We start from the raw sequence: 12,950 nt of genomic DNA, 5'->3' as shown, positions 1-12,950 counted from the left end.
GTTTGAAGTGCCGATCGGCAGGTGGTCATGGCTATTGCTGCTTACTGGAACGCGTCATGGAGCGGTGATCGAACATGCCATTATCGTTCAGTCGCTCACAGGTGCTGTCGTGAATAGGCCAGCGCGCCCGTTATTTCGGACCACCAGCCAATGCGCGCGGTTCGCTCCTTGTATCGGTACAACGGTCCGTACGTTGCCGGGTATGCTGAGCCCGCTCTTGGTGGCCGACAGGGGTTCCAAACCGCCCTTTCCATCACCACGCAGCAGTACGCCGATGCAGGCATCGCTCCGGCCGAACTGTGGGTCAGTGCCATAATGGTTGCCGGCCACGATCAGGTCCATGTGGCCATCGCCATCCACATCGCCGAACCGCATGGCCCGTGCGGCGGATAGCTGTGCAATCTTCGGCAATTCACGCGCTTCGAGCCACTTTCCACCCCGGTTCAGGAAGAGCGTATGGGCCATGGTGGTCGCCTTCAGTTCCTGTGCACCGCGCAACTCGTCAGCAGTGAGAACGTCAGAAAGCCGCGCTGCAGCATACGGCTGATAGCGCTGGAAACGCTTGCGCAGCATCACCATTTGGTCACGCATGCGGTCCAGTGTGTGCACGGGATAGATCGCTCCATTGTACGTGCGGCACAGGATCGGGTCCACTGTGCCATTGCCGTCGAAGTCCTTGTGGATCATGGTGGCCGGATTCTCCTTGTGGGCTTTGTGGACCGTGTTCAAACCTGCATTGCCCACGATCAATTCGGGCAGTCCGTCGCCATCCAGGTCCGCTGCATCGAGGGCGTTCCACCAGCCATGGGTCTGCTCCAGGCCCCAGTCCGCAGTGACGTTCTCCAGCTTTCCGTTCCGCTTCTTGAATATGGTCACGGGCATCCATTCACCAACCAGCACCAGTTCCTGCACCTGGTCACCATCCAGATCAATGAACCGTGCGTCGGTTACCATGCCGATGCGGTCCGATCCCAATAACCAATCGGCGGTGGCATCCGTGAATCGGCCGCCTTCATTCCTTAGCATTATGCTTCGCGGCGTTTCCGGATAACGGCCCGGGGTTGATCGCTGGCCTACGAACAGGTCCGGATCACCATCGTCATCCATGTCCCAGGAGGCCACGCAACCAGTACTGATGAGCATCACGGGCAAGGCGTTATTCGCCCGCTGGAACCCGCCGCGCCCATCGTTCAGGTAAAGCCTGTCCTGATAGGCGGGGTCGTCCAGTGACCGTTCATTGCCGCCACTGCCTGCGTACAGGTCCATGTCTCCATCGCCATCCGCATCCAGGAACAAGGCGGCGACATCCTCATGCAATGCATCGGCCACAAAGGCGGGAATGGACCGTTCCAGGAAGCGACCATCCCGTTGTTGCAGGAAAAGCCTGCCGGGCTGATCCATGGCACCGCCGAGGAAGACATCCTCCGAACCATCGTTATCCACATCGGCCACGGCAACGCCCGGTCCGTCCTCACTCAGTTTGTGGTGGAGCAGGGGCTCCCGCTTGAAGTCGATGAACGGGTTCTCCACATGCGCGAAGGTCTGTGGCAGTAGCGCGGATCTGTCCACCAACAGCGTGGGTTTTGGCGTGGTTGATGGTCGCACCAACCCCGGCTCCTTCATCACCCTGTGCGTGGCATCCAAGGTTGGCGAAGGCAGATCAAGCACAGTGCCGTTCGGCCATTTCACCCGTGCGCGCGAAAGGGTGGTGCCTTCCGGGATTCCGAAGTGCAGGATGGGTTCGCTGCTGGAAAGGAAGCCCCGGGCCGGTTGGAGTTGCTGTACCTGCGTACCGGTCGACGTGGTCAGTTCAACCTCACTTCCATAAACGTTCTTTCCGGAGGTGTCGGCCAGGATGAACCTGACATACTGGTTCGTTCCAGTGCTTGCACCGGTGTTGCGCAGCACGGTGGCCGGGCTGTTCAGGTTGTTGATGACCAGGTCCAGCCATCCATCACCATCCAGATCGGCGTAGGCGGCGCCATTGTTGAAGCCGGGTGGCCCGCTGTTCCATTCCTCCGTCACATCGCTGAACGTGAGATCACGTTCATTCCTGAACAGCGGCGATCGCAGCGCCACGGACGGTATGGCATTCAGCAGCGCCGTTACCGTGGACCTACCCATCTGCACTTCCTTATACAGCGAATCGCGCACGTAGTATCTGAAGTCGTTGTTGGTCAGGTCGCGTTTCAAGCTGTTGGTCACCAGGATGTCCTTCCACCCATCGTTGTCCAGATCGGCGAGCAGGACGCTCCAGCTCCAATCGGTATAGGCGGTGTTGCTCAGGAAGGCAATGTCACTGTACTGGCCATTGCCATGCGATAACTGCAAGGTGTTGGTGGATAGCTGAGCACCCAGGCCAACGGTCATGGCCCGTTCAAAACGGTCGAAATTCTGCTCGCTCGAGAGCATCTGGTAACGGTACCGGTCCGCAGGAACCATGTCCAGCGTCAACAGATCCGGGTAGCCGTCGTTGTTGATGTCGGCCCGGTCGGACCCCATGCTGGAAAGGGCCGAATGCCTGAAGTGCTCCTCGAAGCGCTCGGTGTAGCTGCCGTCCCGGTTGGCGATGTACAGGAAATCCGGACGGCTGTAGTCATTGCACACGTATATGTCCGGCAGCAGGTCGTTATTGAAATCACCGATCATGGCGCTCAGGCCAAAGGCCTCGTTCAGTATCCCCGACCTCTCAGTGACATCCGTGAACCGCCCCCCTGTATTGCGATAGAGGCGGTCGGAGTAGTTGGTGAGGTCATCGCTCGTGGCCACCATCAGTTCACCTTTCGGGTTGCGCGTGACGCGCAGCATGTTGGCTTTGCTCATCTCCGCCGGGTGGTTCAAGAGGTAGAGGTCCAGGTCGCCATCCAGGTCCATGTCGAAGAAGTAGGCCTGGCTCGAATAGCTGGCGTCGTCCAGTCCGTATTCGGCGGCACGCTCGGTGAAGGTCAAGTCGCCGTTGTTGATGTAAAGCAGGTTGCGCCGGAGCTCGGGGTCCGAAACGCCCGACCGGCAGACATGGATGTCCAGCCAGCCGTCTCCGTTCACGTCCACCATGGTAACGCCCGTTTTGTATCCGCGTGCGGTGGCGATGCCGGCTTTGGTGGAGATGTCCTCGAACCGTACACCGCCCTGGTTGAGGTACAAGGCATCGGCACCGAGATTGGATACGAAGTACATATCGGGCATGCCATCGTTGTTGATGTCGCCCACGGCAACGCCACCTCCATTGTACAGGTACTCGTAAAAGAATAGGTTCAGGCGCTCGTTCTCATCCAATTCATTTACGAAGCGGATGCCGGTCCTTGAACTGTCCAGCAATTCGAACAGCGTTCGTGCGGGGGCTTCTGAAGGCGGTGGGTCTGGGCCGGAGCAGCCCACCGCCAAGGCCAGCAGGAGCATGGAAGCAGAGGCCGTATGGTGAGCGCAGATGGTCATATTCACGCTCCGTATGGTCGATAGTCCGAGCCGGACCACAACGGTCGGCAACAATCTCGACTTCTCCAAGCGTCAGGTCATTGTTTCGGATCCGACCCTGCAGCTGCTCCCTGCTCAGCTTCTCGCGCAGCCGGTCCACGATGATTGGGAAGGCGAAGGGCGTGAACTTGCCGGGGTCCTTCAGCACCTTGTGCTGTGCTTCGGTGCGTTCCATGGTTCCGCGCGTGCGGAGCAGTTCCATCTGGTTGTCGAAGGCCTCGTTGCAGGCCTGGCGCGTGCTGCCTATTGGCGGTGGTCATTCGGCGTTGGACGCTGTTGCGCGGCTCTGCGCGCAATGGCGTTCAACGTTTTGCAGCTACCCGAAGGGCGGGACTTTTACCACAAAACTTGATTTGAAAAACTAATGTTTGATTAACCACTAAACTGTCTTTGGAACACGAAACCCCGCCTTTTGGGTAGGTGCTGTTATGGGCTGCCTTTCTTTCTGTCGTCATATGTCACACAATGTTTTTACAGGATATTTTTTGTGTTGAAATATTTTTATGTGATTTTCTAAGTCGCTAAAAATTGTCTCAAACCTTTCAAAGTTCTCTTCATAACCAAAAGAACCCGTTTCTTTTAGTCCTTCGATTATTTTCAATGTCCCAACTTTTTCAAATCTGTCTTTGAAATTGATGAAGTCTTTGTGGTCAACTGCAAGTTTGATAACACCAAAAAAGAAGTTGCAATTACCTCCAGTTAATTGCCAAATTCTCTCTATTCCTGGTTGTCGCTCTTTTGTTGTTTGTTGGTCATAACCGCTACCAATTTGTCTGCCTAAAATTTCTTTGTCTTTCAAATCGTCAACTGTCGGTTTTTTATTTTCATTGTAAGTTGTCGGAACTAAAATATAATTGCATTGACCTCTGTATTGGTCTATTGATGCACAGATAACAGCTCTGTAATTACCGTCTTTAAGTTGAAACGTCAATAAGTCGTCAGGTTGAAAATAAAAGTTGGTTATTTTTCTGAACTTTTTTCTTGCTCTTACTTTCGTGTTTGTCTGACTGATTTTCTTCCAAAATTTGTCAAGTTCTTTTTGTCGTGCCTTGCCTTCTTTCGGGTCATATTCCTCTGTCCAAACCTTAACACAAGCTCCTTTGTCGATTACTGATTTAACGTATGTGAGTTTATCTTCTGTCATTTGCCCCATTTCCCAAAGAGCCAAAGCACAAGAGGTAACATAAATTTCATTGTCAAAATCGTCAAAGTAGTCAACTTGTATTAAAGGAAACTCTTTGTTTATGGTGTCGAAGTCCGCTCCACTGTCATACAAGTCCATAATACCCCAGTAGGTATCGTGGGCTGTGTCACCGTCAATTATTTTAACTCCGTCTGTTGCCATTACTGTCTGTCTTTAAGGTTGCCCATAACGGGCCTGCGCTTGCCGCAGGCTATTCGTGTTCTTGTTCTTGGACGAAGTGTTCATGCTTCAACGGGAGTTGGCACCGGGACGAGGGCGGCTTGCGGCAAGCGCATGTTAGCGCACGTTTATTTCTTTTTATTCTTCAGCTCAAGTATCATGTTGTACACGCTCTGCACATTGGAGATCATCTCAAGCTGGGTATTGGACTTAACCCCAGGCATCCAGTTTAGACCACTAACGCCATGAACCAATGGATTCCTGGGTCCAATCTCAATAGACCCCGTTCCATCGTTATTCTCAGTGAATACAAAGTTTGAAGAGGAATGAAGGTCAATATTCCTTATTTCTTTCTTCCTCAATCCAGACTTGATGATAATCCGATTCTCTGTGAGTCCATATACACTGCTCTCCCTGTACTTTGAGTCAACCACAAAGCGGCCGAACGCGAAGAACAAACCAAACAGAACAAAGGGTACACCGAACAATGCGAACATTGGAGATGTTTGGCCAGCCATGTACATCCAAAATATGGCGAACCCCAACCATAAAAGGCTAAACGGGATAAGAAAGACGTCTGCGGTCCTGAAGATGATCCCTTGCTTGGGTTGTCCTGTCCAAACAATGGATTCGCCTTCAGGAACATGTCTTTGTAACTCAGATTTGAGGTCCCTGTATTTCATCGAATAGGTTGGCTTGTTTCTGAATGGGCGCTAACGTTTAGTAGCCGAAGATCTTCGCATATCCACGCTTGTAGTGGCAGGGGGGATCTTCGCGCTATTGGTCAATTGGGGAGTGTTTTGCGAAGGTTGTGACAGTAAAGCCGTCAAGGTGTGTCAAGGTTGTCCATGGGGTTCACGATGCCTTGCAAGTAGCGTGTGCTCACATGGGTGTAGATCTCGGTGGTCTTGCTGCTGGCATGGCCTAACAGGGCCTGAATATAGCGCAGGTCGGTTCCCTGTTCCAAGAGGTGCGTGGCGAAGGAGTGCCGGAGCGTATGCAAGGTGGCCTCTTTCCGGATCCCTGCTTTTGCGAGCGCGGCTTCGAGCACTTTCTGCAGGCTCCGGGCGCTGTACGTGCTGCCGCTCTGTCCAACGAATAGCAGGTCCTGTGGTTGGAATTGCTCCAAGTAGCGCTTCAAGAGTTCTGCTGTGCTCCGGCCTAGCAAGGTCGTTCGGTCTTTGTTGCCCTTGGCACTGCGGATGCGGATGAGGCCGCGGTCGAAGAGGAGGTCATCGGCCTTGAGGGCAAGGATCTCGCTCATGCGCAAGCCCCCCGAATAGGCCAAGGCGAGCATGGCTTGATGCTTCAGGTTGGACGGAGCTTTCAATAGCGCGGCTACTTCCGCCTTGCTCAGCACCAACGGCAGCTTTCGTTCTGCACGAGGCCGTTCGATGAAGGTGACCCGCTTGGCATCGCCCATGACGTTCATGTAGTAGTAACGGATGGCGTTCACCGCCTGGTTCAGTGTGCTGTTGCTCACTTTTCGTTCCGTGGCCAGATGATGCTGGAAGGCTTCGATGTCCTCCGTGCGGATGTCGTTGGGATGCTTGTTCGGGAAGTGCAGGAATAGCTGCTTGGCGGCGCCGAGGTACACCTGGATGCTCCGCGGGCTGTAGCGTGCCACCTCCAGCTTGCGGCGCATGGCGTTCAGAGCGTCATCTTGGACGTTCGCGAGGGAACCCGCTCCCCGTGCAGCTTTCGGCGCTTGTGCGGTTGCGGGAATTGGCGTCGCACTGGTGGTGGGCTTGCCGGTGGGCTTCACGCCCGGATTCGACAGTGCCGCATCGGGCTTCTTCCGCAGGCCGTTCATGTCCACCCATGCCAGACCCTTGAATGCCGCGAAAATGGCTTGCAGATGCTCGGGCGAGTTGGGGGTATGCCAGCACCGGTGGGTGCTGCTCCATTTCGCTCCCGACTTCTTGGCTGCCGCGATGAGCGACGCTTCGTAGGGGAAGCGCAAGGCGATCCTCCGCTGCGATTCATGCACCAGGTGCTCCAGCACCACGGGCTGCTTTCCGCCGACGACTTTCTTGTCCATCACGAATAGGCAAGGTAGCATCTTCGCCGCGTGTTCCGGTTCAAGCAGTTCACCATCCACCAGGACCGCTGCGCCCTGAAAGTGGGCACCGATGCGGTGGTCTTCGGCGCGTGGGTGGATCACAGCAGCGCGAAACGGATCCTCGATATCGGCACGGGAACAGGCGTGCTGGCGCTGATCGCCGCGCAGCGCAATGCAGAGGCGCAGGTGCATGCCGTGGAGATCGATGATGATTCAGCTGCACAGGCCATCGAGAATGCCGCTGCTTCGCCTTGGGCCCATCGCATCCGCGTTCACCGCATGGATGTGCGGCGCATGAAGAGCGATACGCCTTTCGATTTGATCCTGTGCAATCCGCCGTATTACAGCGGCACCGCGCCGGCCAGTGCTGAACGCGGCCGTGTAGCCAAGCATGGCGCGGAGCTCGACTTCAATGAGTTGCTGTTGTCTGTGGGCGGATTGCTTGCTGCGGAAGGACGCTTCGCGGTGATCATCCCATCGGATCGCGAAGTGGAGTTCGTATCGATTAGCACTGCGCATGGGCTGTTCCCTTCGCGGCGATGCCTGCTTCGTTACGTGGCGCACCGTCCGCCGAAGCGCGTGCTACTGGAGCTTAGGCGCGAGCGCGGAGCCTGCGCGGAGGAAGAACTCACGGTTGAAGGAGAGGGGCCGAAGTCCTTCACGCCCCAGGCGCGTGACTTGGTGGCCGACCTGATCGATCGTTGATCACGCTTCAATCTCTTCCTCCCGGAACACGATGCCGTGCTTCTCCAGTTCGTTGAGGATGGGGTCGTAGATGGCCGGCTTCAGCGGAAGCAGCACGCCACGGTCCTCGAGCTTGCCGTTGAGCACCAGCTTGCACGCCATGGCAATGGGCAGTCCCACGGTGCGGGCCATGGCGGTGTGCGTTTGGTCCTGACCGATAACGCCGAGCGAGGCCTGCAATTCCTGGTGCTGCCCTTCGATGCTGAAGCGGAAGCGGTGCCACATCACCACGAGGTCCTTGTCGTCGGTGCCGAGCTTCCATTTTTCTTCCAGCAGGCGCTGTAAGGTGGCGGCAGGGGAGAGGCCCACAGCGCCGACGGTCTTGTCCGAGAACAGATCAAGCCAATCGAGCTTCGCCATCACCTCGCCCTTCGGGTCCAGGCCCAGTGTTTCAGCGAGCATGGTCCGCGTGTCGCGTCCGGCGGCGTGTGGCAGGAAGGAATCGAGGTAGTCGTTGTAGGTGGCGGTGGCAGGCAGCTCCATCGCGTAGCTGTCGTCGGTGCAGCCCAGTTGCACGAAGGTGTTCCAGGCCTCGCAGTAGCCGGCCTTGCGCAGGGTGCCGCGCAGCAAGGTGGGGATCTCCTCCAGACCGTATGCCTTGCGGTATTTGAGCGAATCGCGGTTGGCATAGGCATCGAATTCGCCCAGGTCCTTCACGCTGATGCGCACCGTATCGGTGAAGAGGCGGTGGTAGGGGATATACTTCACCTGCCCATCGCGAATGTACTTGGCGGCGCCGCCTTGTCCGGCCAGGATCACGTTGCGCGGGTTCCAACTGAACTTGTAGCCCCACGGATTGTCGTCGCTCTCGGGTGCAACGAGCCCGCCGCAATGGCTCTCGAAGGCTTCCATTCGGCCGCCCTCCGCGCGGATGCGATCCAGGATCCGCATGGCGCTCATGTGGTCTATGCCGGGATCGAGGCCCATCTCGTTGAGCACGATCAGTCCCTTCGCTTTGAACGCTGCATCCATCGGCCAGAGCGCATCGGGCACATAGCTGGGGGTGATCACGTGCTTGCCCAGGGCGAGGCAGTCCTTCAGCACATCCATGTGCATGAAAGCGGGCAGCATGCTGATGATGAGGTCGTGCCGCGCGATGAGGCTGGCCCTTGCTTCGGCATCCAGGGCATCGAGCGCCGTTCCCTGCGCCACGGCGGGCCCTTCATGCACCATTCGCTGGGCCTGCGCCGCATCCTTATCCCCTACGGTGATTCGCCACTCCTGCTTGTCGGCGTGGGTGATCAGGTAATGGATGAGCGACGAGGCGCTGCGGCCCGCGCCGAGGATGAGGATCTTGCGCATGACAGGTTGGGGCGCGAAGATGCGAAGCACCGGTTGCCTGCTTGTGGGGCCCGTGTTCCGCACTTCGTGGCATACCCGTTGCCTTCGTCGGTCACGAACTACATTCGCGAACCCGAAAAACACCCTTTCCCATGAGCAAGCTCTCCGCTCTTCTCCTCGCCGCCTTGATGGCCCCTGTGGCGGCTTTCTCCCAGACCTGCGACCTGGTGTTCTTCACTGACGATGGCGCCAAGTTCACCCTCATCATCGATGGCGACGTGAAGAACGCGGCGCCTGCCTCACGCGTTGTGGCCACCGGCATCCGCAACGAGACGCCCCTCTGCGTGGTGAAATTCGAGGACCAGTCGATTCCTGATGTGAAGCAGAGCGGCTGGTTCACTATGGGCAAGGAGAGCACGATCCTGATCACCACCAACAAGAAGGGCCAGCGCGTATTCCGTCCGCAGGGAGAAGCCGAATTGGGCACGGCTGCTCGATCCGAGCCGGCAAAGCCGAAGCCCACCGAGTTCGTGGAGGACAAGCCCGCGCAAACAAGGCCCGCCAACACGGTGCAGCAGGATGTGGCCGTGGGTGGAGTGCAGCAGTCGACCTCGGTCACCGTGGTGGAGGAAGGCGGCGGCACCGGCACCGGGGAGAATGTGAACATGAGCATCGGCATCAACGGCGTGGGCATCAACATGAACGTGGGCGTGACCGACGGCACCACCAACCAGACCACGCGCACCACGACCACCACGCGCACCACCACGACCACTACCACCACGGGCACCGTTAACGCCGATCCGATTGCGCCAGTCAGCAAACCGGCCGCGAAGCCTGCACCCGTGGAAGAGCCCTACCGCATGCCCGGCTACAGCGGACCCGTGGGCTGTCCCATGCACATGAGCGGAACCGAGTTCGCCGATGCGAAGAAGAGCATCGAGAGCAAGGGCTTCGAGGAGACCAAGCTCACCCTGGCCAAGCAGATCGGTCGTGATCGTTGCTTCACCACCGAGCAGGTGAAGGCCATCATGGGCGTTTTCAGCTTCGAGGAGAGCAAGCTCGATTTCGCCAAGTTCGCCTACGATCGCACGCACGACATCGGCAATTACTACAAGGTGAACGACGCCTTCTCCTTCAGCAGCAGCATCGACGACCTCAACGAATTCATCCAATCGCGCTAAGGGCCCTCCGACCCAATTCGCCTGCCACATGAAACGCTCGATCGGCATCACGCTGCTGGCCATCGCCCTTACGGCGGCCGCCTGCTCCGGCTCGAAGTCCTTCGCGAAGAAGGGCCTGAAGCTCGATGAAGCGGGGCTGTATGCCGAAGCGGCTGCCATGTACGAGGAGAGCGCACGCCGCAGCGGGAAGAACATCGAAGCCAAGATCGGCCTGAAGAAGACCGGACAGAGCCTGCTCAACGACAAGCTCAGTACCTTCTTCAAGGCAACGGCCATGGGCTCGGCCAAAGGGGAAGCCGTTGCCGCCTATCTGGATGCCAAGGCCTATCAGGAGCGGATCGGCCGCTTGGGCGTGGTGCTCGAGATCCCAGACCATTACCGCACGGACTTCGAGCGCGTGAAGGATGAGCACCTCGTGGAGCTGTACAACGAAGGCCAGGCCCTGATGGCGAAGGAGGATTACAAGGCTGCGGAAGCGGTGTTCGCCAGGATCGCCAGGCTCGAGCCCAACTACAAGGACGCCAGCAGCCTGCAGAGCATCGCGTACCTGGAGCCCCTGTACCGCCAGGGCAAGAAGGACCTTGAAGCAAAGGCCTTCCGCAAGGCCTATGGCGAGTTGGACCAGGTGGTGAAGCGCGATGCCGCCTACAAGGATGCCATGGCGCTGCGCCAGGAGGCGCTCACCAAGGGGCAATTCACTGTGGCCGTGCTCCCGTTCACCACCTCCACCAAGCGCCAGGACATCGCCGCGCGCCTGCAAGGGCATGCGATCACGGCGCTCACTGAATCACGGGATCCCTTCCTGAAGGTGGTGGACCGTGAGAACCTTGAGCGCATCATGCAGGAGCAGCGGCTCAGCCTCAGCGGCATCGTGGATGAGCAGACGGCGACGCGTGTAGGCAACCTGATCGGAGCGCAGGCGCTGCTGATCGGCGAGGTGACCGATTACCGCGAAGAGCCGGGCCAGCTCAGGCAGAGCACCAAGACGGGCTTCGAGGCCTACCGTGTGGAGCAGGTGAACCGCGAGACCGGTGAGAAGTACTTCGTGACCCGCTACAAGCAGGTGAGCTACACGGAGCACTATCAGGAGAACAAGGCGCGCATGGCCGTGAACTACCGCTTGATCTCGCTCGAGACCGGGGAGGTGCTCATGAGCAAATCGTTCGATCGCGAGACCGAGGACCACATGTATTACGCCAACTACACGGGCAACCGCGAAGCGCTTTACCCCGGCTTGAATGGCGCCGCGGACCTCAGCAGCAACCGCCGTGGCGAGCTGCGCAATCTGCTCAACGCCCCGCGCGAAGTGAAATCCTCGGCCACGCTCGGCGGGGAACTCGTACGAACGAGCACCGGCCAGATGGCCACCGCGATCCTGCAGGAACTGAATACCCGTTTGCCATGAGGCGCGCCGCCTTGATCGCGGCCCTGGCATTCGCGGCCTGTAAAGGCAGCCAGCAGGCCCAAGCGCCGCCGCCTTCCCCTCCCCCGGACACCCGTCCTGAGTGGGTCCGATCGCGACCGGTCAGCAGCGCCTATTACATCGGCATAGGGCTGGGCACCAAGGCACGGGGCGATGCCCAGGATGTGGCCCGCAAGAATGCGCTGGATCAGCTGGCGCAGGAGATCAGCGTGCGCGTCGAGGGCAACAGCCTGCTCTTCACCGCCGATGGCCGGAATCGCTTCGACGAGACCTTCACGAGCACCATCCGCACCACGTCCACCGAGCAGCTCGAGGGCTACGAAGCGGTTGACACCTGGGAGAGCCCCACTGAGGTCTGGATGTATTATCGGCTCTCGAAGAGCGAGCATGCGCGTCTCAAGGCCGAACGGAAGGCGAAGGCGATCGCCACCGCGCTCGACCTGCATCAGCGCTCGCGGGCCAGCATCGCTGCCGGCAACCTGCGCGAGGCCGTTGATCAGGACCTAAGGGCCCTGATCGCCATGAAGGCTTATTGGGGCGAGAACGACCTGGCTGAGCTGGATGGCAAGCAGATGCCCTTGGCGAACGAGGTCTTCGCGCACCTGCAAGGGTTGACCTCCGGTATCCGCCTTGCGCTGCTGCCAGAGCGCATCGACCTCGATTATGCCAGCCACTTCCGCAGGGAGGTGATGATCACGGCGAGCTACAGCGCGAATGGGCGCGCGAAGGACCTTCCGCAACTGCCGCTGCGCATCACCTACGCCGGCCTCGATGGCGCGGTGGCCGAGCAGAAGAACACCGACGCCGAAGGCCGATTGCGCACCAGCGTGCAGCGTGCGGCCGTGGCGATGAGCGGCAATGAGCTGGTGGTGAGCCCTGACATGGACGCGTTGGTGAGCAAGGACCTGGAGCCCGATGTGGTGAAGGCCCTGGTCGGGAGCCTGAGCGTGTCACAGGCCCGAGCGCCGATCAGCGTGCGCATGCCCCGCGTGCACATGCGGACCAACGAGGTGAATCTGGGCGTTCCTGTAGGCGATGCCGGCCTCGGCGCCGTGCTCCGGGAAGAGCTTACGCGCCATGGGTTCCGCATGGTCGATCGCGGAACGGAGTCCGATCTGCTCCTCCAGCTCACCTGCAGCACCCGGAGCGGGGGCGAGGCCAACGGCTTCCATACGGCTTTCCTCGACGCCAGTTGGAGCTTCCGTGACCGGAAGACCGGTGAGGCCGTGAAAGAGGGTGTGAAACAGAACGTGAAGGGCATCCAGCTGAATGCGGAGAAAGCGGGCCTCGATGCCTATAAGAAGGCTGCGCAGGATGTGCGGAACGAGATCGTGCCATCGATCATGAATGCCATGCAATAGCGCTATCCCAGCTGTGATCCCGGAACCCAAGAGCCCGATAAGCACCAATCAGCAGGCT

The 12,950-nt window shown here is 58.6% G+C and carries 10 protein-coding genes; 4 read left to right on the top strand and 6 right to left on the bottom strand.

The genetic code is table 11. From position 1 onward, the window contains the following. Positions 1–87: 87 nt before the first annotated feature. The 5 genes from IPM12_16320 to IPM12_16300 all read right to left on the bottom strand — a co-directional run bounded on the left by IPM12_16320 (position 88) and on the right by IPM12_16300 (position 6,878). Positions 88–3,318 (bottom strand): VCBS repeat-containing protein, encoded by a 3,231-nt coding sequence (locus IPM12_16320; GenBank protein ID MBK9149371.1) that lies wholly within the window; start codon positions 3,316–3,318, stop codon positions 88–90. Further along, on the bottom strand, positions 3,278–3,676 hold the full coding sequence (locus IPM12_16315; GenBank protein MBK9149370.1) for a hypothetical protein: 399 nt from the start codon (positions 3,674–3,676) through the stop codon (positions 3,278–3,280). The genes IPM12_16320 and IPM12_16315 overlap by 41 nt, the downstream gene beginning before the upstream one ends. Positions 3,677–3,925: 249 nt before the next feature. Next, positions 3,926–4,819 carry a hypothetical protein gene (locus IPM12_16310; protein ID MBK9149369.1) on the bottom strand — a complete coding sequence of 298 codons (894 nt, stop codon included), beginning with the start codon at positions 4,817–4,819 and terminating at the stop codon, positions 3,926–3,928. Between the two features lie 146 nt (positions 4,820–4,965). Then, positions 4,966–5,520 carry a hypothetical protein gene (locus tag IPM12_16305; protein ID MBK9149368.1) on the bottom strand — a complete coding sequence of 185 codons (555 nt, stop codon included), beginning with the start codon at positions 5,518–5,520 and terminating at the stop codon, positions 4,966–4,968. A gap of 143 nt (positions 5,521–5,663) precedes the next feature. After that, entirely contained in the window at positions 5,664–6,878 is a 1,215-nt protein-coding gene (locus tag IPM12_16300; GenBank protein MBK9149367.1) for a tyrosine-type recombinase/integrase, read from the bottom strand. A 30-nt stretch (positions 6,879–6,908) separates the two neighbouring features. Here IPM12_16300 and IPM12_16295 point away from each other — a divergent pair, with 30 nt between their 5' ends. Further along, positions 6,909–7,604: a methyltransferase gene (locus IPM12_16295; GenBank protein MBK9149366.1), complete on the top strand. Its 696-nt coding sequence runs from the start codon at positions 6,909–6,911 to the stop codon at positions 7,602–7,604. On the opposite strand, the gene IPM12_16290 is transcribed toward IPM12_16295, so the two are convergent. Then, complete coding sequence (locus tag IPM12_16290) at positions 7,605–8,945, bottom strand: saccharopine dehydrogenase NADP-binding domain-containing protein (GenBank protein MBK9149365.1); 1,341 nt, start codon at positions 8,943–8,945, stop codon at positions 7,605–7,607. Between the two features lie 131 nt (positions 8,946–9,076). Here IPM12_16290 and IPM12_16285 point away from each other — a divergent pair, with 131 nt between their 5' ends. From IPM12_16285 to IPM12_16275, 3 genes are read left to right on the top strand one after another with little or no spacing between them, the layout of a single operon-like run. After that, entirely contained in the window at positions 9,077–10,108 is a 1,032-nt protein-coding gene (locus IPM12_16285; GenBank protein MBK9149364.1) for a DUF4476 domain-containing protein, read from the top strand. A 28-nt stretch (positions 10,109–10,136) separates the two neighbouring features. Then, complete coding sequence (locus tag IPM12_16280; protein ID MBK9149363.1) at positions 10,137–11,513, top strand: hypothetical protein; 1,377 nt, start codon at positions 10,137–10,139, stop codon at positions 11,511–11,513. Next, positions 11,510–12,892: an LPP20 family lipoprotein gene (locus tag IPM12_16275; GenBank protein MBK9149362.1), complete on the top strand. Its 1,383-nt coding sequence runs from the start codon at positions 11,510–11,512 to the stop codon at positions 12,890–12,892. The genes IPM12_16280 and IPM12_16275 overlap by 4 nt, the downstream gene beginning before the upstream one ends. Positions 12,893–12,950: the final 58 nt, after the last annotated feature.

The organism is Flavobacteriales bacterium, from assembly GCA_016716605.1.
GTDB lineage: Bacteria > Bacteroidota > Bacteroidia > Flavobacteriales_F > PHOS-HE28 > PHOS-HE28.
The sequence above is the reverse complement of the archived record's forward strand: the minus strand, read 5'-3'. Positions and strand labels throughout refer to the sequence as shown.